We start from the raw sequence: 20,561 nt of genomic DNA, 5'->3' as shown, positions 1-20,561 counted from the left end.
TCATTCCGGCTGGATGCCCTTCGCTTGCAGCAAGGCCCCGAAGCGTGCGCCTTCCTTGTCGACCAGCGCGCGGAACTGCTGCGGCGTGCTGAACTTCGGTTCGTTGCCCGAGCGCTGCAGGGCTTCGCGGACGGCGGGGTCCTCCAGCGCCTTGCCCATCGTCTCGTTGAGCTTCATCACCACTGCATGGGGTGTTCCGGGCGGCGCCACGAGACCGAAGAACACTTCCGTCGTCATGCCGGGGTAGCCTTGCTCGGCCATGGTCGGTACTTCGGGAAGTTCCTTCTCGCGCTGGGGTCCGGTCACGGCCAGCGCCTTGAGCTTGCCCGAGCGCACGAGCGGAATGTTGGACGACAACGCGTCGAACAGGAACTGGATGTTGCCGCCCAGGATGGCGCTCGCCGATTCCGCCCCACCCTTGTAGGGCACATGCAGCGCGTCGAAGCCGGCCTCGCTCTTGAGCAACTCGGCCAGCAGATGCAGGCTGCCGTTGACGCCGTTGGAGCCGAAGCTGAGTTGTCCGGGATGCGCCTTGCCGTAAGCCACGAGTTCCTTCACGTTGTTGACGCCGAGCGTCGGCGAAGCGACCAGGATGAAGCCCGAGGTGGTGGCCTGTCCCACCGGGATCAGCGTCTTCACGTCGTAGCCGGGGTTCTTGTAGAGATAGGGCGAGATCGCCATCACGCTGTTGCCGACCCACACCAGCGTGTAGCCGTCGACCGGCGCACGCACCGTCTGCGCCACCGAGAGCGTCCCCGAGGCGCCTGGCTTGTTGTCGATCACCACGGGTTGACCGAGCAGCTTGCCCATCTTGTCACCCACGAGGCGCGCGGTGATATCCGTGGTGCCGCCGGCGCCGGCGCCCACGAGGATCTTGATGGGGCGCGACGGGAACGGCTCCTCCGCCCAGAGTGGCCGGGCAGCAATGGCGGCGGCGCCGGCGGCAAGCAGTGTGCGGCGCCGGATGCGGCACTCGGTCATGGGTGTCTCCTTCGTTGAATGGGTGAATGGGCCCGCGGATAACGTCGGCCGAACCGGGCTGGTTTGACTCGGTCAGGAAATATCATTATATTGGTCCTACCATTCAAATATGCAACCAATAATCGAATCCACGATGCACTCCACGCCCGCCCAGGTGCTGGATTCGCTGCTCACGCAGCGACACAGCTGTCGCGCCTTCCTGCAGAAACCGGTGGAGCGCGCCACCATCGAATCGGTCCTGCGCACCGCGCAGCGCGCCGCCTCGTGGTGCAACTCGCAGGCCTGGCAAGTCAGCGTGACCTCGGGCGAGGCAACCGAGCGCCTGCGTGCAAAGTTGCTCGCGGCGGAGCGCGCAGGCGGGGGCGGCGGCACCGACTTTCCTTTTCCTCAGGAGTACCGCGGCGTCTACCTGGAGCGTCGGCGCGAATGCGGCTTCCAGCTCTACAGCGCGGTCGGCGTCGAGCGCGGGGACAGGGAAGGCTATGCGCGCCAGACACTCGAGAACTTCCGGCTCTTCGGTGCGCCGCACGTCGCCATCCTGACCAGCGACCCGGGCCTTGGTGTCTACGGTGCGGTCGATGTGGGCGGCTATGTGCAAGTGGTGCTGCTCGCGATGCAGGCCCATGGGCTGGCGGCGATTCCGCAGGCCGCGCTCGCGCACCAGAGTGCACTCGTCAAGCAGGAACTGGGGATCGCGAAGGAACGCCTGATGGTGTGCGGCATCTCTTTCGGCTACGAGGACACCGCGCATCCTGCCAACAGCTATCGAACCTCACGCGCGACGGTCGAGCAGGCGGTCCATTTCGTGGACGCGTGATGGCATGAAGTCACTCGCAGACCGCAGCATCGCGATCGTCGGCTACGCCGAAACCAGGCTGGTGCGCCGCAGCGGACGCACCGCGCTCTCGCTGGCAGGCGAAGCCGTCGACCGGCTGATCGCGCAGACCGGCATCGAGCGCGCAGGCATCGATGGCTTTGCCACCACGCTGGCCATGAGCGAAGGCGGCAACCCGTTCTACAGCAACCTGCTGGCCGAAGGGCTGGGCCTGTCGGTCACCTGGTGCCAGGCGACCGAGATCGGCGGCGCATCCTCGGGCGGCAACATCGCGCGCGCGGCGGCCGCCATCCAGGCGGGGCTGTGCGACATCGTGCTGTGCCTTGCATCGGACGCGGTGTCCACCGTCGACCGTTCGGTGCAGTCGGGCCATCGCACCGAGTACTGCGACCCGGCGGGCTATGCGGGACCGTTGTCGGCCTTCGCGCTGCTGTCCAGCGTGTACGACCAGCGCTACGGATTGCCGCACGACGCATTGGCGAAGCTGGCAGTGACCCAGCGCGAGGGCGCGCTGCTCAATGAGAACGCCTGCGACGCGCTGCGCCGTCCGTTGACGGAGCAGGAGTACCTTGATTCAAAGATCGTGTCCGATCCATTGCGCATCCTCGACTGCGTGATGCGCTGCGACGGCGCGAGCGCGGTGCTGGTGATGTCCACGCGCCGTGCCCGAGAGATGGGCTTCCAGAAGCTGGTGCATCCGGTCGCGTACGCCGAGCGCATCAACTTCGATCCGACCGAGGCGTCTGGCGACATGCTGCGCACTGGCTTCACCGATGTCGCGCCGCGTGCATTCAATGCGGTGGGATGGAAGCCCGCCGATGTGAAGATGCTGCACTGGTATGACGATTTCCTGATCGCGCTGATCCTGCAGTTGGAACAGACCGGCTTCTGCGGCCCGGGCGAGGGCGGCGCGTTCGTCAAGGCGCACGACATGACCTGGCGTGGCGAGTTGCCGCTGAACACGGGCGGCGGCCAGATCTCTGCAGGCCAACCTGGACTTGCCGGAGGCGGTGTCAACCTGGTCGAGTGCCTCCGCCAGATGTTCGGCGAGGCCGGCGAGCGACAGGTCCGCGATGCCAGCAACGCGATGCTATCGGGCATCGGTGTGATCCAGTACGCCCGTACCTGGGGCACCAGCACGGTGATGCTTCTGGAGCGAAGCCGATGAGCACGACCATGACCGACCTGCCCCCAGATGTGGGCGCTCCGTTCATCGAAGGCCTGCGCGACGGCCGCCTGATGCTGCAGTTCGATCGCAGCAACGGACGCGCGCAGTTCTATCCGCGTCCGCAAAGCCTCTGGAGCGAAGCCGGCACCGAATGGCGCGAGGCCAGCGGCCGCGGCGTGATCTTCGCGCTCACGCTGAGTCGCGTCGGTCCGCCGCATCTGGCCGGCGCGGTGCCCTACCCGATGGCGCTGGTGCAGCTGGCCGAAGGCCCGCGCATGCTCGCCCGCATCCATGCGCGCTACGACGACCTGGCCATCGGCCAGGCGGTGGAGGTGGACTGGAGCCACCCCGACTCGCGGCGCGCCTTCCCGGTGTTCAGGCCGTCGAGCTGAACGGCGCGCCGCTTTCGCGTTTCTTCATTACACGATCCCAGGAGACAAACCATGATGTTCCGACGCCAATGGCTGGCCATGTCGGCGCTCGCGCTTTCCGCGTTGGCGCTGGGCAGCGCGCAGGCCGACACCTTTCCGAGCCGGCCGATCAAGATCATCGTGCCCTTCGCCGCGGGCGGCACCGGCGACGTGCTCATCCGTACGCTGCAGGAGCCTCTGCAGCGACGTCTCGGGCAACCGATCATCGTGGAGAACCGCCTGGGTGCAAGCGGCTCGATGGGCACGGTGTTCGTCAAGAATTCGCAGGCCGATGGCTACACGCTGCTGCAGGTGGGCAACTCGACCGTTACCACGCCGATGCTGCAGAAGGCGGCCAACTACGACTCGCAGAAGGATCTCGCGCCAGTGGGGCTGATTGCCACCACGCCGATGGTGTTCCTTCTCAACCCGGTCGTGCCGGCCACCAACATCAGGCAACTCGTCGACTACGCGAAGGCCAATCCCGGAAAGCTGGAGTTCTCGTCGGCCGGTCGCGGGTCGCTGGCGCATCTGGCGACGGAATCCTTCAATCAGGCGGCCGGACTGAAGATGGTCTTCGTGCCCTACCAGGGCGCGTCGCAGGCGGTCAACGCGGTGCTCGCGGGCGACGTGAAGGTGGCGCTGACCACGCCGTCGGATGCGATCAATGCCTTTGTCAGTGCGGGCCGCGTGCGCATGCTCGCGGTGTCGAGCGAAAAGCGCAGCCCGCTGCTGCCCGATGTGCCCGCGATCTCCGAGACCCTACCCAACTTCGCAGTGAACGCCTTCTTCGGCTTGTCGGCACCGGCGGGAACGCCTCCCGCAGTGATTGCGAAGCTCAACGACGCGCTGAACAAGTCGATCGCCGAGCCCGCGGTGCAGGACAAGCTCAAAGTGCTGGGCATGTTCCCGCACCCCGGCGACTCCGCGAGCTTCGGCGACATGATGGCGCGCGATCATGCACTGTGGACTGCCGTGATCACCAAGGCAGGCATCGAGGCGGAATGATGATGAGCAACACCCTCGACGACTACTCGCCCGAGCGCATCGCCGATCGCATGCAGATCCAGGACTGCATGTACCGCTGGTGCCGCGCAGTGGACCGGCTGGACTTCAGCGGCATCCGCGATGTCTTTCATCCCGACGCGACGGACATGCATGGTGCCTACGACGGCCCGGTGGATGGGCTGATCGACTGGATTCGAAGCCGCCATGCGGCCATTCCTTTCTCGATGCATGCGGTGAGCAACCTGCTGATCGAGTTCGCCGGCCCCGACCTCGCCTTGGTGGAGACCTACGTTCGCACCACCCAGCGCTACCCGGCCGAGGCGCGCGCTGCGCTGGACCAGCTCGCCGGCGGCAAGGCAGGCGCCGATGGTGGCGGCATGGACCTCATGACCTGCTCGCGCTACGTCGACCGTTTCGAGCGGCGCGAGGACCGTCGCTGGAAGATCGCGCGACGCACGCTGGTCGCGGACTGGAAACAGTTCGTGCCGGTGCCTGCCAATCAGCCGAACCCGCCGGCCTCGCAACAGACGGGCCGCCGCAACCAGGACGACTTCATCTTCCAGGAACGCCAGGCGTTGGGGATTCGACCATGAACCGAAAGGAATTCCTTCGCTTCGGCCTTGGTGCGCTGGCTGCCGGAGCCGCGTGGCCCGCGCTGGCCGCCTATCCCGACAAGCTGGTCATGTTGATCGTTCCCTATCCGCCGGGCGGCATGGGCAGCACCTTCGGCAACATCGTCAGCGAGGCGCTCACTCCCAAGCTGGGCGAGAACGTCGTGGTCGACTACAAGGCCGGCGCCAACGGCGCGCTCGGCGCTGCCTACGTGGCCAAGGCGCAGCCGGACGGCTACACACTGCTGATGGCGGTCAACAGCACCATGGCCATCAATCCGCATCTGTATTCGAAGCTGCCCTTCGATCCGGTCAAGGACTTCGCGCCGGTGTCGATGATCTTCACCAACGCGAACGTGCTGGTGGTCAATGCGTCGAGCCCGGTGCGCTCGGTGAAGGACCTGATCGCCTACGCCAAGGCCAATCCGGGCAAGGTGAACTACGGCTCGGCCGGCAACGGGTCCACGCCGCACCTCTCGGGCGAAATGTTCCGCCAGCTCACCGGTGCGCCGGTGGTGCACGTTCCGTACAAGGGCGCCGGTCCGGCCATCGTGGATCTGCTTGGCGGGCAAATCGACTTCCTGTTCGTCGACACCTCGGTGCTGCCGCAGGTGCGCAGCGGCAAGCTGCGTGCGCTGGCCGTCACCGGCCGCACCCGCCTGGGCGCTGCACCCGAGCTGCGGACGATGGAGGAGGAAGGCGTGAAGGGCTTCGTGGTCGATACGTGGTACAGCATCTGCGCGCCTGCAGGCACGCCGCCCGAAGCGGTGCAGCGGCTGAACACGGAGATCGCGAAGATGCTGGCCGACCCCACGGTGCGCCGGCGAATGCGCGACGTGGGCGTCGATCCAGCCGAGGACACTAGCGCGGCCTATCTGCAGAAGACGATCCAGGCCGACAGCGCGCGCTGGAAGAAGTTCATCCAGTCGACGAACATTCACCTCGACTGAGGCGGTGGGCTCTGCGGCTCAGATCACGCCGTCGCGCTCGAAGGCGCGGATCTCCGCGCTCGCATAGCCGAGGAGCTCACCGAGCACGTACTCGTTGTCCTCGCCATAGACGGGTGCGCCGCGTTGCGGCAGGCCGCCGACATGGGTGGGCGTTCTCGACAGCCGTGCAGGCAGTTCGGTGATCGGCCAGGTGCCGATGCGCGGCGCCGTCACCTCGGTCATCCACTGTTGCTGCGCGAGCTGCGGGTCGAACTCGCAGCGGTCTTCCGCGGTCTGGCACACGCCCGCCGCGACGCCGTGCGATTGCAGCAGCGCCATGCAGGCGTAGCGCTCCTGCGTGCGGGTCCAGTTCTCGACCGCTTCGTCCAGCGCGTCCTGATGCGCAATGCGAGATGCAAGCGTGGCGAAGCGGGGGTCACGCAAGGCCTCGGATTCGCCGGCGGCGCGCACCAGAGCTTGCCAATCGCGATCGTCGAAGCAGGCAATCGCGATCCATCGGTCCTCGCCCGCGCAGCGATAGGCACCATGCGGCGCCGCGGGCACGTAGGGCGAGCGATTGCCGGTCCGCGTGAAAGGCTTGCGATGCAGCGCCCACTCCAGGCACTGCACGCCGGTGAGCATCAGCCCGGACTCGCATTGCGAGGCATCGATCCATTGACCCTGCCCCGTGCGCTCGCGGTGCACCAGGCCGGCGAGGATGGCCTGCGCGAAGCCATAGGCGCCCATCCAGTCGAGGTACGAATAGCCCCAGCCCGCCGGTGGCGCGGGCTCGGGAAGGCCGGACATCTCGCTGATGCCGGTGAACGCGGCAGCGATCGGGCCGACAGTGCGCATGCGGCCATAGCGTCCATGCGCGCCCATGCCCGACTGTTGCACGTAGACGATGTCCGGGCGAATGCGCTTCATCGCCTCGTAGCCCAGCCCCCAGCGGTCCATGACGCCGGGCGAGAAGCCTTCGGCCACCACATCGCTGACTGCCACCAGCTTCCGTGCGATCTCCAGTCCTCGCGGGTCGCGAATGTTGAGCGAGAGGCCGCGCTTCCCGGCGTTCTTGTGGTTGTAGTGGCCGCCCATGGTCGGGTCGTCGACGCCTTGCAGCGGGCTTGTCGCATGCCGGCGTGCCTCGCGACCGCCGACCGGCGCCATCGCGCCCAGTCGGCTGTCGAGGTTGTCCTTCCACTCGACCTTGATGCATTCCGCGCCGAGCGCCGTCACCATGCGCGTGCCGCCCGCGGATGCGAGGAACCAGGAGAAGTCGAGGATGCGGATGCCCTGCAGTGCGAAAGGCCTGCCGCGCGCGGAGCGTTCGCTTCGCCCGTCGGTCGTCGGGGCCTTGCGACCAGGCTCCGGTTCGTCCTTCGGGGTCGGAGCTTGCGAGCGCCGCTGCTCGCCGGGTTGCGGTGCTGCGCGATCGGCCACCCATGCGGTGGTCGATCCGATCCACTTGCTGCGCGGATAGGGCAGCCCGTCGATCCATGCGTAGGTGCCGCGCGCGGCCCAGTGCGGGTCGTCGAGGTTCTCGTGCGGCTTGCGAAGTGGTGCCCACATCAGGCCATGCGCCTGCGCCGCTTCCCAGGGCAGGTCGCGGAAGCGGAAGCTGCGCACGAAGCGCTGCACCACTTCGAACACATGGGCCTTGTGTTCGTCGAAAGCCGTGGCACCCGGCACGTCGCGCTTCTTCGGATCGCGCGTCGGGTCGGGGCCCGTGAGGTCGTAGGCCATATCGCGGGACGCGAGGAACTCCACGAGCTTCTTCTCGTCCGCCGCAGTCACCATCCAGCCGAGGTTCCAGCGTCCGTCCTTGGTCTGCGCAAGCGGCGTGGTGATGTTGGGCAACTCGGCGGAGTGCCGGCAAGTCTGTCGCTGCTGGTGCGCGGCGCGCATGACCCAGGACATCAGGTCCATCTCGGTGGAGACCGACACCGCGGTGTGTATTGCGCAACTCACGTCCTGGCCTTCGCCGGTACGTTCGCGATGCATCAAGGCGCCGAGGATGCCGATCAGCGTCTGTTCGCACGCGATGTGCCCGGCGTGAAAGGCCTGCGGCGTGATGGGAGGCAGGTCGTAGCGGCCTTGCGGATCGGGGTCGTAGCCCGTGTTCATCATCACGCCGCCCAGCGCCAGGTGGATGAGATCGCTGCCGCGAAAGTCCTTCCAGGGCCCGTCGTCGCCGAACGGGGTGATGCGCGCGGTGATCAGAGCGGGGAAGCGGCGGGCGATTTCCGCCAGCGCAAGGCCCGTGGCGGATTCCAACTGAGACAGGCTGCCGCAGAGGAACACATCGGCCTCCTCCAGCAGCGCCAGCAGCGAAGCACGTGCGGGCGAGCCGGGCAGGTCCAGCAGCACGGAGTCCTTGTCACGGTTGTAGGCATGGAAATAGAGCGAACGCCCCTCCTGCGACAAGGGCGGCATGCACCGCGAGGCTGCGCCCGCGAGGGGTTCGATCTTCGTGACGTGGGCACCGAGCCCGGCCAAGAGCAGGCCGCAGTACTCGGCCTCCGGTTCGCACAGTTCGAGAACGCGCAGGCCCTCGATCAGGCCTGGATTATCTGAATGATTGAATGGTTGGACCATTTAGAATATTATAGGGACACGCGCACCTTTTGCCAGTGAGAACCAGGAGACATACCCCATGAAGACCGCCCGCCTTTTCGCCGCCGCCGCGATGCTCGTGGCCGCAGCGACCTCGTTCGCGCAGGGCCCCGACGCCTATCCCTCCAGGCCCGTGACGATCATCGTGCCGTTCTCCGCTGGCGGTGCCACCGACCTGTCTGCGCGCATGATCGCCACGCTGCTGTCGAAGCAGCTCGGCCAGCCCTTCGTGGTGGAGAACCGCGCCGGCGCCGGCGGCATGATCGGGATGAATGTCGTCGCGCGCGCCCAGCCGGACGGCTACACGCTGGGCTGGGGCGGCAACAGCCCGATGAGCGTCACACCCCACGTCACGAGGAACCCGCCCTACGACCCGCGCAAGGCGTTCGCGCCAGTGAGTCTGGCAGCGATCTCGTCGTGGACGCTGACCTCCAGGGCCGACCTGCCCGCGAAGGACTTCGGCGATCTGGTGAAGCTGGCGAAGTCCTCGCCGGGCAAGATCAGCATCGCCTCTTCGGGCAACGGGAGCGCACCGCACCTGCTGGCCGAGATGCTCAAGCAGTCTGCCGGCATCGACCTGCTGCATGTGCCGTACAAGGGCGAGATCGAGGGCGTCAATGCGCAGCTCGGCGGGCAGGTCGATCTCATGTTCACTTCCACATCGGCTGCCACGCCGCAGGTGAAGGCGGGCAAGCTCAAGGGCTACGCGGTGACCACGCCCAAGCGCGAGCCGGCGCTTCCGCAGTTCCCGACGATGGCCGAGGTCGGTCAGCCTGACCTCACGATCGAGATCTTCTTCGGCCTGGTCGCGCCTGCCGGCACACCCAAGCCATTGCTGGACAAGCTTGCCGCGGCCATGAAGGTCGCGGTTGCCGACGCCAACTACCGCGAATCCATGGAGAAGGCCGGCGTCACCGCCACCAGCAGCACGCCAGAGGAATTCGCGGCCCTCCTGGCCCGACACAACGAGCGCTGGCTCAACGTCATCAAGCGCAACAACATCACCCCCGAATGAGCTCGAACACCCCCGTCATGGAACCGAACGCCGTTGCCTCCGACACCTACGCCTTGCGCGAGCTGACCTTTCCGAAGGTGCTCGCCCGATTCGCGCAACGATCGCGCGACAGGGTGTTCCTGACCGAGACGGCCACCGGCCGCACCTTTACCTATGGGCAGCTCGACGCGTGGACCGGCCGCGTCGCGCACGCGTTGCAAGACTTCGGGGTGCGGCGCAGTGGGCACACGGGCCTGCTGATGGGCAACTCCGCAGAGCATCTGGCGGTGTTCCTCGCCATCGCCAAGATCGGCGCGGTGTCGGTGCCGGTCAACACTGCCGCGCGCGGCGAGCTGCTGCGCTACTACCTCGGGCAGTCCGATTGCGAAACCGTGATCGTCGATGCGTCTCTGGCCTCGCGCCTGCAGGAAGTGCTGCCGCAGCTGCCGCAGCTCAAGCGCGTGGTCGTCGTGCGCACAGGAGAAGAAGGCGAGGGCGGCGCCGTGGAGATCGAGCGGACGGCTGCGCTCGAGGTCGAAGACTTCCATGCACTCGTCGAGCGCGCCCCGGCCACGCCCTTCGTTCCTGCCATCGAACCACGCTTCTGCGATCTGGTGCTGATCGCCTACACCTCGGGCACCACAGGGCCGTCGAAGGGCAGCATGCTCTCCCAGGCCGCGGCGCTCACCTACGGCACCAGCGCGGCCGAGGCGCAGGGCTACCGCGCCTCGGATATCTTCTATGTGTGCCTGCCACTGTTCCACAACAACGCACTGCTGGCGGCCACGGGCGCAGCACTGGTGTGCGGTGCCTCGGTGGTGATGTCGCGGCGCTTCTCGGTGTCGAGGTTCTGGGACGAGATCCGCGAATCGAAAGCGACGATCACCAACTTCCTCGGTGCGATGTCGAGCTTTCTCTGGAGCCAGCCGCCGTCGCCGGCTGACGCCGACAACTGCCTGCGCCTGGTCAGCATGGCGCCGACGCCGAAGTACGCGGCCGAGTTCGAGGAGCGCTTCGGCCTGCGGGCGATGAACAACTACGGCCTGTCTGACTACGGCATGGTCACTTCCTTCACGCAGTGGGACCCGCGCGAGAAGCTCGGTTCCATTGGCCGCCCAAGGCGCGGGGTGCAAGTGCAGATCGTGGACGACGACGACTTCGAGCTGCCGCCTGGCGAGCCCGGAGAGATGGTGCTGCGCTTCGACGAGCCATGGCGCGGCACCATGGGCTACTACAAGATGCCCGAGGCCACGCTCACGTCGCGCCGCAACCTGTGGTTTCACACCGGCGACCGGGGCATGCGCGACGCCGATGGCTATCTCTACTTCGTGGATCGAAAGAAGGACTGCATCCGCCGCCGCGGCGAGAACATCTCGGCCTTCGAAGTCGAGCAGATCATCGCCACGCATCCGGGCGTGGCCGATGCCGCGGTCTTTCCGGTGGCGACGGCGACCAACGACGAGGAGGTTGCGGCGGTGATCGTCACCAAGCCCGGCGCGAACCTCGACGAATTGCAGCTCGTCGCGCATTGCCAGCGCAACATGGCCTATTTCATGGTGCCGCGCTACATCCAGTTCCGCGATGCGCTTCCCACCACCATGAGCCAGAAGGTGGAGAAGTTCAAGCTGCGCCAGGAGCTCGAGGCCGGGCTTTCGCAGGCTTGGGATCGCGAGGCGGCCGGGGTGGTGCTGGCGCGGTAGTTCCGGGTGCCACGGCATTCACCATGTAGCCGCGATGAAGCTTGGTCAGGGCCGAGCTCATCTCGGCCACCGCCTTCTCCGTGTCGCGCGCGCGCAGGTGCTTGAGCAGGCGCTTGCGCGAAGGGTGCGTGTAGTCCTGCTGGTCGGTCGGGCCGATCGCCTTCACGAACTGGCGAGTGATCTCCATGATTCCTTCGGTCGTCGCGATCAGGACGGGGTTGTGCGTGGTCCGCGCGAGCATCACGTGGAAGGCCTGGTGGTGGCGGGTGCGCTCTTCGAAATCGCCGGCTTGCTTTGCCTGTGCGGCGGCCGCCACGTTGGCTTCCAGCGCATCGATCTCCTCATCGGTGATGCGTTCGCATGCGACGCGGATCACCGCGGCGCTCACCGCGATGCGTGCCTCAGTGAGGTGCTGCGGCGTGATCGCGCCGAGGAAATAGAGATCTCGCATGCCCGCCACCACGGCGTTGGAGCTGCCCGGCAGCACGAACGCACCGCCGGTCGCACCGAGGCGCAGCTCGATGAGTCCGCTGAGTTCCAGCGCGCGCAGAGCTTCGCGCATGGTGTTGCGACTGACGCCGAAGCGCTTGGCCAGTTCCCGCTCGGGCGGGAGCTTGTCGCCCGGACGCAGCTTTCCTTCGGAGATCAGCCGTCGCAACTGGTTGGCCACCTCCTGGAAGATGCGTTGCGGATTGATGGGGACGACGTCGAAGTCGCCGCGGTCGAGGGGGCTGGGCATGGGGCGGATCGTAGCGGCAACGAGCCTGTTCGCGTCAAAATGACTTAATGGTTGGACCAATAATATGATGAACTCAATGAAGAACGCTATCGGTTCCGCGCTGCAGGGGCAGGTGGCCATCGTCACGGGCGCGGCGCGTGGCCTCGGGCGAGGCTACGCACTTCGCCTGGCGCAACTCGGCGCCGACGTGGTGATCGCCGACATCGACCTTTCCTCGGCTCGCGAGTTCGGCGAGACGCTTTCGGCAGCGAGCGTGCCGGAGGAGATCCGCGCCCTCGGCCGCCGCAGCATCGGTGTGCAGGGCGATCTATGCCGGCGCGAGGGTGCGCGTGCCCTCGTCGAGAGAACGATGGCCGAGCTCGGTCGCATCGACATCCTGGTCAACAACGCGGGCGGAGCCTTCACGCCGGTGGAGCGCAGCACGGCCTCACGGATGCCTGACGAGGACAGCGAAACGATGCTGGACGTCAACTATCGCAGTGGGCTCTTCTGCAGCCAGGAGGTACTGCCAGCGATGCGTGCGCAGGGCGGTGGTGTGATCGTCAACATCGCCACCCTGGCCGCGCTCGATCCATCGCGCGCCGCAGGGCGTCTCGCACCTTACGCGGTCGCGAAGGGCGCGGTGCTCACACTGACGCGCTATCTCGCCTACGAACTGGGTCCGGAGGGCATCCGCGTCAACTGCATCGCGCCGGGCTCGATGTTGACCGAGCGCATCCGCAAGCAAGCTGCCGAGCGCGGCATGCAGAACGAGAAGGAAATCAAGCGCATCCCGCTGCGACGCTTCGGCGAGGTCGAGGACTGTGCGAACGTCCTGGAGTTCCTGGTGACGCCGTTGTCGTCCTACGTGACGGGGCAATGCATCTCGGTATGCGGCGGGCAGGTTTTGACGCCGTCGTGAGGTTGCCCCTGCGCCGTGTCAGGCCATGAACACGCCGCCGTTCACGTCGACGCATGCACCGGTGACATAGGACGCCGCCTCGCTCGCAAGGAAGAGCACGGCAGCCGCGACTTCGTCGGTCGTCCCCAGTCGCCCCATCGGTATGGCTCGCGTCGCCGCCGCGATGACCTCAGGACTGGAAAGCGATGAAAGCGCGGTCTCGATCCGGCCCGGTGCCACGCAGTTGACCGTGATGCCGTCCGGCGCATAGGTGCCGGCAAGATGCCGCGTGAGGCCGATCAGCGCCGCCTTGGAGGCGGCATAGTCGACGCCGGCCGGTGCGACGAAAGTGCGCCCGGCGCGCGAAGCGATATTGACGATGCGCCCGAAGCCCCGCTGCCGCATGCCCGGGATCAGCTCCCGAGAGAGCAGGAAGGGTGCAGTGAGATTGACGCCCAACACGCGCTGCCAGTCGGCAGTGGTCACCTCGGTGGGCGGAACCGGCTGGCCGTTGCGCTTGCTCGAGATGCCGGCGCAGTTGATCAGGATGTCGCATCCGCCGAACAGATCCTGCAGGCGCGCCGTGACGCGAAGCACCTGTTCTTCATCGCCAACATCGGCCAGCTGCGAATGCACCGGTGCCTGCGGCGTCGACAGCCGTTCCGCGGCGGCGTGAACGGTCTCGCTCACATCGGCCAGCAGCACGCGGTGCCCAAGCCCCGCAAAGCCGCGAGCGATGGCCAGGCCGATGCCGGCCGCACCGCCGGTGACAAGTACGGATCTCTGGATGGGCATGGATTGCGGACTCCTTCGCAAAACGGTGAATGAAGAGCGCGCGAGTATATGGACTGTGATAGCATTGGTCCAACCATTTAACATTTAGATGTTTTGAGCATGGACAACCGAACACTGCGCGGTCGCGTCGCCATCGTCGGCATCGGCGAGACGACCTACTACCGCCACGGGCAGTCGCCCGATGCCGAGTTCAAGCTGGCGCTCAAGGCGATCCTCGCCGCTTGCCAGGATGCGGGAATGGACCCGCGCGACATCGATGGCTTTGCTTCGTACAGCAACGATCGCAACGATCCCTCGCGGCTGGCTGCGGCGCTCGGGCTGCGGCAACTGCGCTCCACCACCATGCAGTGGGGCGGCGGCGGCGGGGGCAACTGCGCGGCGATTGCCAATGGCGCTGCCGCCGTGGCGTCGGGCCTGTCGGATTGCGTGGTCGCCTTTCGTGCGCTGGCGCAGGGGCAGTTCGGTCGCTTCGGACAGGCGCCTACCGCGCCCACCATTTCCGGCGACATGGCCTGGCAGGCTCCTTATGGCGTGCTTTCGCCCGGTCAGAAGTTCGCGATGAAGGCACGTCGCTTCATGCATGAGCACGGCGTGAAGCAGGAGGCGCTGCGCGCGATTGCCATGGCCTCCTATGCGCATGCACAGCGCAATCCGCGTGCGGTGATGCACGGCAAGCCGTTGACCGAGGCGCAGTACGACGATTCGCGCTGGATCGTCGAGCCCTTCCACCTCTTCGACTGCTGCATGGAGAACGATGGTGCGGCCGCAGTGATCATGATTCCGGCAGAGCGGGCGAAGGACTTCCCCAACAGGCCGGTGTATGTCCTCGGTGCGGCCACCGGATCGGACGAACGCGTGGCCGCGGTGCCGCACAACACGCCGAACTACGCGAGTTCCAGCTTCGCTACGGTGGCGCCCAATCTCTACCGGATGGCCGGCGTCACCCCCAAGGACGTGGGCGTTGTGCAGAGCTACGAGAACTTCACTGGCGGGGTGCTGATGGCACTCGCCGAGCACGGCCTCTTCCATCCGGACGAAGCCAACGATTTCCTGCGACTCGAAAACCTGCTGGCGCCCGACGGCAAGCTGCCGCTCAACACCAGCGGCGGCAACCTCGCCGAGTGCTACATGCACGGCTTCGAGCTCGTCCTGGAGGCGGTGCGACAGGTGCGCGGCACCTCGACCGCACAAGCGCCGCGCAACGATGTGGCGCTGGTCATCGGCGGACCCATGGTCACGCCCGTCAGCAACCTGATGCTCGGATCGGAGGCTGTGTTGTGAGAACCGAAACCTACCTGCCGCCCGGCTTGCCGATCCCGGTGCCTGAATCCGACGGCCTTTCGAAGCCCTACTGGAGCGGCCTGCAGGACAACCGCTTGCAGGTGCAGCGGTGTGGCGCCTGCGGCACTTGGCAGTTCGGCCCGGAATGGCTCTGCCACCGCTGCCATCGTTTCGATCCAGATTGGGTCGAGGTCGCGCCGCGCGGCCGCATCTACAGCTGGGAACGTGTCTGGCACCCGGTGCATCCCTGCCTGAAGGGCGCGGGACCGTACCTCGTGGTACTGGTAGAACTGCCACAGGCCGGTGGTGTGCGCATGCTGGGCAACCTGCTCGGCGATCCCATGCAGGAAGTGGTGATCGGCGCGGAGGTGGAGGGCGTCTTCGAGCACCATCCGCAGGCCGAGCCGCCGTATACATTGATGCAGTGGCGCTGCGTGGCCTAGATTCGAACGGCTTGCCGCTCGGACTGATCGTCGCGCTCGCGATCGGGCATGCGGCGTTCTCCGGCAACCGCTTCACGATCACGCTGCATGCGGTCGCGCTGCATGCTTCGCCACTCGCGATCGGCACCCTCCTGGGGCTCGTGATGATCGTGCCGATGCTGGCCGCGGTGAAGATCGGACGCTGGTCCGACCGCATCGGCTATGTGCCCTTCGCGGCCGGCGGGCTCGCGCTGCTGTTGGCGGGCGGCCTGCTGGTTGGCGCATGGCCTTCGATGCCTTCGCTCTATGCCGCGAGCGTGCTCACGGGCACGGGCTATATGTCGGCGCACGTCGCGATCAACCTGGCGATCGGGCGTGCCAGCACGCCGGAACGCCGCACCGATGCTTTCTCCGCGATGGCCGTCGCGTTCTCGCTGTCGGGTCTCACGGGGCCGATGCTCGCCGGCGTGGTCATCGACCACGCCGGGCATCGATGGGCCTTCCTGGCCCTGTGTGCCTTTTCGTTCGCGAGCATGGCGCTGTTGCGCCGGGCAGCAAGCCGGTATCGACTGGCGTCGACCGTCGATGACGCAAAAGCGCGGCCACGACTTGTCGATCTGCTGGCCCACCGGCCGCTGCGGGCCGTGTTCCTCGTCAGCGGCCTGCTCTCGATGGGTTGGGACCTGTTCACCTTCCTTGCGCCTCTGCAGGGGGTGCGGGCCGGACTGAGCGCGACCAGCACGGGCGTGCTGATGGGCGCCTTCGGCGTCGGGACCTTTGCGATCCGCCTGCTGCTGCCGCGCATCTCACGCGGCGCCGGGGAATGGGCCACCATGGGCGGCGCGCTCTTCGTCACGGCGCTGGGCTACCTGGCGTTCCCGCTCCTGGGCGCCTTCGGACCGCTGCTGCTGGCCTCCTTCCTGCTCGGAATGAGTCTTGGCTGTGGCCAGCCCGTGTCGATGGCACTCGTGCACAGCCACTCGCCCGAGGACCGCGTCGGAGAGGCGGTCGGCGTGCGCTCCACCATCACCAGCGCGAGTCAGACCTTCCTGCCGATGCTGTTTGGCGCGCTGGGCTCGGCCGTCGGGATGATCACGGTGTTCTGGGCCGTGTCGGTGCTGCTGGCGGCGGGCGGTGCCTTTGCGATCAGGCGACGCTGAGGCGCCGCCGAAGCAGCGCGGCAAAGCCGGTTCCCACAATGGCGAGGGCTGCCGCAGGCACCAGCAGGAGGGCCGCATACGCGTGCAGGTCGACCGTGCCACCGAAGGCCACGACGCCGAGCGACTGTCCGGCGAACAGGCTGAACGAAAACAGTGAGACCGCACTCCCGCGCGCTTCCGGTGCCATCTGCGTGGCATGGGTTTGCAAGGTGTTGTGATACAGGTAGGTGCCGAATCCGAGCAGCACCGACAGTGGCGCGGCGGTCGACCAGTGCGGCAGCAGCCACAGGCCGACGAGCGCCGTGGCCATCAGCAGGCCGCCGGCCGCGGCCATCCGGATCTCGCCGAGCGTGCCGACGACACGGCGCGCACAGATCGCGTATGCGAGTCCGCCCACTGCGTAGAGCGCTGCGACGGCGGACGCAGCGGCGAGGGTCAGGCCCTCGCGCGCATGCAGGTAGGTCGGCAGGTAGCTCAGCGCGCCCAGCAGGAAGACGCCTTCGACGAAGACCGCGACGAGCACGACGCGAGCCCACGGCTGCGCGATCACGACGCCGATGCCGCCGCGGCTTGCAGCGGGCGCACGCATCGTCTTCGTTCGCGCCGCGTCGCGCCATAGAAGCCCGCCCACGACCCAGTAGCCGACGCTGAGCACCCCGAAGGCGCCGCGCCAACCCAGCGCCGTCTCCGCGAACAGCCCGCCCAGCAGCTGGCCGATCACCATGCCCGACAGCGTGCCGAGCAGCAGGCGAGCCAGCGTGGCCTGGCGAGCCTCGTAGGCGACCGCGTCGCCGATCCAGGCCATCGCGAGCGGCACGATGCCGGCTGCGGCCATGCCCCACAGTGCGCGCCAGGCCAGCAGCGTGTCGAACGAGCCTGCGAGCGAGGCTGCTGCCGAAGCAAGACCACAGCCAGCGAGCGCGAAAGTCATCAGGCGCTGCTTGCCGAAGCGGTCCGCGAGCGGACCCGACAACAACTGCATCAGTCCATAGGCAACGGCGAAGGCGACGATCAGGCGGCCTGCTTCGCCCGGGCTGCGCTGGAACTCAAGCGCGAAGCGCGGCAACAGCGAATCGCACACTCGAAGTGCCGCAGCGCTGAAGAAGGCGGCTGCCGCGAGCAGTCGGACCGGCGCGCCCGGCGCGGCGCTCATTGCCAGCGTGCGCGCACGTCGGCCAATGGCGTCGGCTGTTTCGGCGCCGGTCCCTGGATCTGCGAAGGCGTGCGGGAGAAGCGCGGCGCGGGCGCGGGCTGGCGCACGCCCTCGACCTCGACGAAGGTGTTGCGCGCGCGGTTGTGCGGATGCGCCTGCGCCCGCGACAGGGGCAGCACGGGAGCGAAGCACACATCGGTGCCCCCCAGTGCGGCCGTCCATTCCGCCTGCGTCTTCTGCCGGAAGATGCGGGCGAACTCATCGTGCAGCCGCGGCCATTGCGCACGATCGTTCTGCGCGCGATGCAGCTCGGACGGCACGCCCACGCGCTCGCAGAACTCCGAGAAGAACTGCGGCTCGATGGCGCCCAGGGTGACATGCTCGCCGTCGGCGGTCTCGTACACGCGGTAGTAGGGCGCGCCGCCGTCCAGCAGGTTGCTGCCCCGCGTTTCGCCGAACACGCCGCGCATCTGCTGGCTCACGAAATTGGTCATGAGCGAGGCCGCTCCGTCGGACATCGCTGCGTCCACCACCTGGCCTCGGCCGGAAAGGCTTGCTTCGCGCAGCGCGGCCAGCACACCGACGATCAGGTAGAGGCTGCCGCCGCCGTAGTCGCCGATCAGGTTCAGCGGCGGCACGGGCGCACCGTCCTTGGGGCCGATCGCGTGCAACGCACCGCTGATGGCGATGTAGTTGAGATCGTGCCCCGCAGCGTGCGCGAGCGGCCCTTCCTGGCCCCAGCCCGTCATGCGGCCATAGACGATGCGCGGATTGCGCGCGAGCACGGCATCGGGGCCGAAGCCGAGGCGCTCCATCACGCCGGGGCGATAGCCTTCGATCAGCACGTCGGCCTTCTCCAGCAACTGGAAGACCTGCTCGTGCGCGGTGGCGTCCTTCAGGTCGGCCAGCACCACGCTGCGTCCACGGCCGGTGATGTTGTGCGGCTCGCCCAGCTTCTTGCCGGGCCGGTCGATGGTGACGACATCCGCGCCCATGTCGGACAGCAGCATGCAGGCAAACGGGCCGGGGCCGATGCCGGCGAATTCGACGACACGCAGGCCGCGCAAGGGGCCGGAAGGGGATTCGGGCTTCATCCAGTTTCTCCAGGGGTTGGAAAGTTCAGGCCAGCAGCAGCAAGGCGGCCTCGCGGGCGGACTGCCCGACACGCACGCCCTTGTCGCGGGCGATGCGGTTGGCGGCGCTGATCACGCCGTCGAAATACGTGCTCTGGCCGTCGCCCATGCGTGCGGTGAGCGCACTCACGCTCGCGCCGGCGATGCCGTCGGGTTCCACAGCTTCGAGCGCACTCAGGCCGCTGTCGTTCTTGCCGCCGCCGCCGTCTGAGCAGATGAAGGCCCACGGGCGGAAGTCGCGGAAGTAGCCGACGACGCTGCGCCCGGTGTGGCCGGCGGTGCACAGCACATTGCGCTCGCGGTCCTCCGGCAGCGCATAGGCGATGGAATCGGTGCACACGATGCTGCGGCCGCTGTCGGCCGTATGGACCACCAGGCGACGCGCGGGATCGAAGGCCGCGGGCTTGTTCTCGCCCGTCAGCATGCACCGCGCTGCATCGCGCACCGCCATGCCCGGCACGATGCCCAGCGCCTGCGCCGCGTCGTTCGCGCGGCTGACGACGCCGTGGTCGTACAGGTCGGCGCCATTGCCCATCTCGGCGGTCATCACGTCGGCTGCGGCAGCGGGCACGCCGAGCGCCTCGTAGTACCAAAGGCCCGCGATGCCTGCGCCGTCCTTGCCGATGGCGCAGTCCAGCCCGATGACGGCCTGCGGCCGCGCGAGCATCACCATGCGTGCGCACAGCACGCCGCTGTACGAGGCGTTGACGACCACGTCGCCGCCGGTGTCGGGTGCGTGGGCCACGTGGCTTTCGACATAGGTGGCGGAATCAAAGACCAGCACGCGGCCGGCGGGAGTCTGGTGGATCTGGGGAGGGGTGGCCATTAGTGGAGTGTAATGGTCAGTCCATTGCAAGTCCATGAGATTGAGCAGTCCGGCCCTTGGTGTCCTTGGGCTATCCTCGGTCAACACAACTATGTCGAGCCCAGTCATGCAACCCATTCCGCAGCTGTCCTTCCAGGAGGTGAAGACGCGCCGCGTCTTCGAGGAGATCTGCGAGCAGATCCGAAAGCGCCTCGCTTCCGGCGTGCTCAAGCCCGGCGACAAGCTGCCGGCCGAACGCGACCTGGCGGTGGAGTTTCAGGTCAGTCGGCCGGCGGTGCGAGAGGCGTTGCGCACGCTCGAGATCTCCGGCGTCGTTTCCCTGCAGAAGGGTGTGAAGGGCGGCGCTTTCATCCGTGACGGCAACCCGGCGCTGCTCACCCAGTCGCTGCAGGACCTGATGATCCTCGGCCGCGTGTCGCTGGCTGGCTTGGCCGAAGCGCGGCGGCTGATCAATGGCATGGTGATCGAGCTGGCCTGCGAGCGCGCCACAGAGGAAGACTTTGCCGCCATCGAGCAGAACATGACGGAGATCGAGAAGAGCGAGGACCTTCTCCAGCGCGCCGACGAGGGCGTGCGCTTCTTCGGCCTGATCGCCCGCGCCACGCGCAACGAGGTGCTCGCGATGCTGGTGGATTCGCTGTCGGACATCATCCGCTACGTGATCGACCGCACCGGGCGCAAGGCGCGCCCTGAACTGGTCCCGGTGCGCCGCCGCATCCTCAAGGCGATGCGGGCGCGCGACGCGAAGGCCGCGGCCAAGGGCATGGACGAATACCTGACGATCGTGCAGGAGGGCATGGACGCCGTGCCCACTGCAGAGCCGGCGCCGGCTCCCAAGAAGACACGCTGATTCCGGCCCGCTTTACGTGGGCTCGCCTCGCTTCGGGGCTTGACAGGGGTTTTTCGCTGTTTAGAATGGTCAA

General features: G+C 67.1%; 20 protein-coding genes. 13 read left to right on the top strand and 7 right to left on the bottom strand.

Going from position 1 to position 20,561, the window contains the following annotated elements; genetic code table 11:
• Entirely contained in the window at nucleotides 1–981 is a 981-nt protein-coding gene (locus tag BLW05_RS24360; protein ID WP_093166148.1) for a Bug family tripartite tricarboxylate transporter substrate binding protein, read from the bottom strand.
• A 133-nt stretch (nucleotides 982–1,114) separates the two neighbouring features.
• On the opposite strand from BLW05_RS24360, the gene BLW05_RS24355 reads away from it, so the two are divergent.
• From BLW05_RS24355 to BLW05_RS24330, 6 genes are read left to right on the top strand one after another with little or no spacing between them, the layout of a single operon-like run.
• Entirely contained in the window at nucleotides 1,115–1,798 is a 684-nt protein-coding gene (locus BLW05_RS24355) for a nitroreductase (RefSeq protein ID WP_256330474.1), read from the top strand.
• 4 nt (nucleotides 1,799–1,802) lie between these two features.
• On the top strand, nucleotides 1,803–2,984 hold the full coding sequence (locus BLW05_RS24350; protein WP_093166146.1) for a thiolase family protein: 1,182 nt from the start codon (nucleotides 1,803–1,805) through the stop codon (nucleotides 2,982–2,984).
• Nucleotides 2,981–3,376: a Zn-ribbon domain-containing OB-fold protein gene (locus BLW05_RS24345; protein WP_093166145.1), complete on the top strand. Its 396-nt coding sequence runs from the start codon at nucleotides 2,981–2,983 to the stop codon at nucleotides 3,374–3,376. Before BLW05_RS24350 ends, BLW05_RS24345 begins: the two co-directional genes overlap by 4 nt.
• Before the next feature lie 51 nt (nucleotides 3,377–3,427).
• Nucleotides 3,428–4,402 carry a Bug family tripartite tricarboxylate transporter substrate binding protein gene (locus BLW05_RS24340; RefSeq protein WP_093166144.1) on the top strand — a complete coding sequence of 325 codons (975 nt, stop codon included), beginning with the start codon at nucleotides 3,428–3,430 and terminating at the stop codon, nucleotides 4,400–4,402.
• A 2-nt stretch (nucleotides 4,403–4,404) separates the two neighbouring features.
• Nucleotides 4,405–4,995 (top strand): nuclear transport factor 2 family protein, encoded by a 591-nt coding sequence (locus tag BLW05_RS24335; protein WP_093166282.1) that lies wholly within the window; start codon nucleotides 4,405–4,407, stop codon nucleotides 4,993–4,995.
• The gene (locus tag BLW05_RS24330) at nucleotides 4,992–5,963 is read left to right on the top strand and encodes a Bug family tripartite tricarboxylate transporter substrate binding protein (RefSeq protein ID WP_093166143.1); all 972 of its coding nucleotides are present in this window, start codon (nucleotides 4,992–4,994) and stop codon (nucleotides 5,961–5,963) included. The genes BLW05_RS24335 and BLW05_RS24330 overlap by 4 nt, the downstream gene beginning before the upstream one ends.
• An 18-nt stretch (nucleotides 5,964–5,981) precedes the next feature.
• On the opposite strand, the gene BLW05_RS24325 is transcribed toward BLW05_RS24330, so the two are convergent.
• Nucleotides 5,982–8,537, bottom strand: coding sequence for a CaiB/BaiF CoA-transferase family protein (locus tag BLW05_RS24325; protein WP_177142793.1), 2,556 nt, complete (start codon nucleotides 8,535–8,537; stop codon nucleotides 5,982–5,984).
• 58 nt (nucleotides 8,538–8,595) lie between these two features.
• Between BLW05_RS24325 and BLW05_RS24320 the strand changes: the two genes are divergently transcribed.
• Nucleotides 8,596–9,570 carry a Bug family tripartite tricarboxylate transporter substrate binding protein gene (locus BLW05_RS24320; protein ID WP_093166142.1) on the top strand — a complete coding sequence of 325 codons (975 nt, stop codon included), beginning with the start codon at nucleotides 8,596–8,598 and terminating at the stop codon, nucleotides 9,568–9,570.
• A 17-nt stretch (nucleotides 9,571–9,587) separates the two neighbouring features.
• Entirely contained in the window at nucleotides 9,588–11,249 is a 1,662-nt protein-coding gene (locus tag BLW05_RS24315; protein WP_177142792.1) for an AMP-binding protein, read from the top strand.
• Here the strand turns inward: BLW05_RS24315 and BLW05_RS24310 are convergent.
• The gene (locus tag BLW05_RS24310) at nucleotides 11,170–11,988 is read right to left on the bottom strand and encodes a FadR/GntR family transcriptional regulator (protein ID WP_177142791.1); all 819 of its coding nucleotides are present in this window, start codon (nucleotides 11,986–11,988) and stop codon (nucleotides 11,170–11,172) included. The genes BLW05_RS24315 and BLW05_RS24310 overlap by 80 nt on opposite strands.
• A gap of 76 nt (nucleotides 11,989–12,064) precedes the next feature.
• Here BLW05_RS24310 and BLW05_RS24305 point away from each other — a divergent pair, with 76 nt between their 5' ends.
• Entirely contained in the window at nucleotides 12,065–12,889 is an 825-nt protein-coding gene (locus tag BLW05_RS24305; protein WP_177142790.1) for an SDR family NAD(P)-dependent oxidoreductase, read from the top strand.
• Between the two features lie 18 nt (nucleotides 12,890–12,907).
• Here the strand turns inward: BLW05_RS24305 and BLW05_RS24300 are convergent, their stop codons facing one another.
• A complete protein-coding gene (locus BLW05_RS24300; protein ID WP_093166139.1) occupies nucleotides 12,908–13,663 on the bottom strand; it encodes an SDR family NAD(P)-dependent oxidoreductase in 756 nt (251 codons plus the stop codon).
• Between the two features lie 99 nt (nucleotides 13,664–13,762).
• Here BLW05_RS24300 and BLW05_RS24295 point away from each other — a divergent pair, with 99 nt between their 5' ends.
• From BLW05_RS24295 to BLW05_RS24285, 3 genes are read left to right on the top strand one after another with little or no spacing between them, the layout of a single operon-like run.
• A complete protein-coding gene (locus BLW05_RS24295) occupies nucleotides 13,763–14,944 on the top strand; it encodes a thiolase C-terminal domain-containing protein (RefSeq protein WP_093166138.1) in 1,182 nt (393 codons plus the stop codon).
• On the top strand, nucleotides 14,941–15,387 hold the full coding sequence (locus BLW05_RS24290; RefSeq protein ID WP_093166137.1) for a Zn-ribbon domain-containing OB-fold protein: 447 nt from the start codon (nucleotides 14,941–14,943) through the stop codon (nucleotides 15,385–15,387). Before BLW05_RS24295 ends, BLW05_RS24290 begins: the two co-directional genes overlap by 4 nt.
• Before the next feature lie 11 nt (nucleotides 15,388–15,398).
• Complete coding sequence (locus BLW05_RS24285; RefSeq protein WP_177142789.1) at nucleotides 15,399–16,526, top strand: MFS transporter; 1,128 nt, start codon at nucleotides 15,399–15,401, stop codon at nucleotides 16,524–16,526.
• Here BLW05_RS24285 and BLW05_RS24280 read toward each other — a convergent pair.
• Genes BLW05_RS24280 through BLW05_RS24270 form a run of 3 tightly spaced genes read right to left on the bottom strand, consistent with a single transcriptional unit; the run spans nucleotide 16,513 to nucleotide 19,638 of the window.
• Complete coding sequence (locus BLW05_RS24280) at nucleotides 16,513–17,685, bottom strand: MFS transporter (protein ID WP_093166279.1); 1,173 nt, start codon at nucleotides 17,683–17,685, stop codon at nucleotides 16,513–16,515. The two genes, BLW05_RS24285 and BLW05_RS24280, sit on opposite strands and share 14 nt — an antisense overlap.
• A complete protein-coding gene (locus tag BLW05_RS24275) occupies nucleotides 17,676–18,773 on the bottom strand; it encodes a CaiB/BaiF CoA transferase family protein (protein ID WP_093166135.1) in 1,098 nt (365 codons plus the stop codon). Before BLW05_RS24275 ends, BLW05_RS24280 begins: the two co-directional genes overlap by 10 nt.
• A 25-nt stretch (nucleotides 18,774–18,798) precedes the next feature.
• Nucleotides 18,799–19,638: a hypothetical protein gene (locus tag BLW05_RS24270; protein ID WP_093166134.1), complete on the bottom strand. Its 840-nt coding sequence runs from the start codon at nucleotides 19,636–19,638 to the stop codon at nucleotides 18,799–18,801.
• A 106-nt stretch (nucleotides 19,639–19,744) separates the two neighbouring features.
• On the opposite strand from BLW05_RS24270, the gene BLW05_RS24265 reads away from it, so the two are divergent.
• Nucleotides 19,745–20,488 carry a FadR/GntR family transcriptional regulator gene (locus tag BLW05_RS24265; protein WP_177142788.1) on the top strand — a complete coding sequence of 248 codons (744 nt, stop codon included), beginning with the start codon at nucleotides 19,745–19,747 and terminating at the stop codon, nucleotides 20,486–20,488.
• Nucleotides 20,489–20,561 lie beyond the last annotated feature (73 nt).

This window comes from Variovorax sp. YR216, from assembly GCF_900107745.1.
Taxonomy (GTDB): domain Bacteria; phylum Pseudomonadota; class Gammaproteobacteria; order Burkholderiales; family Burkholderiaceae_C; genus Variovorax.
Note: the sequence above shows the minus strand (reverse complement) of the source record. Positions and strands in the feature narration are given on the sequence as shown.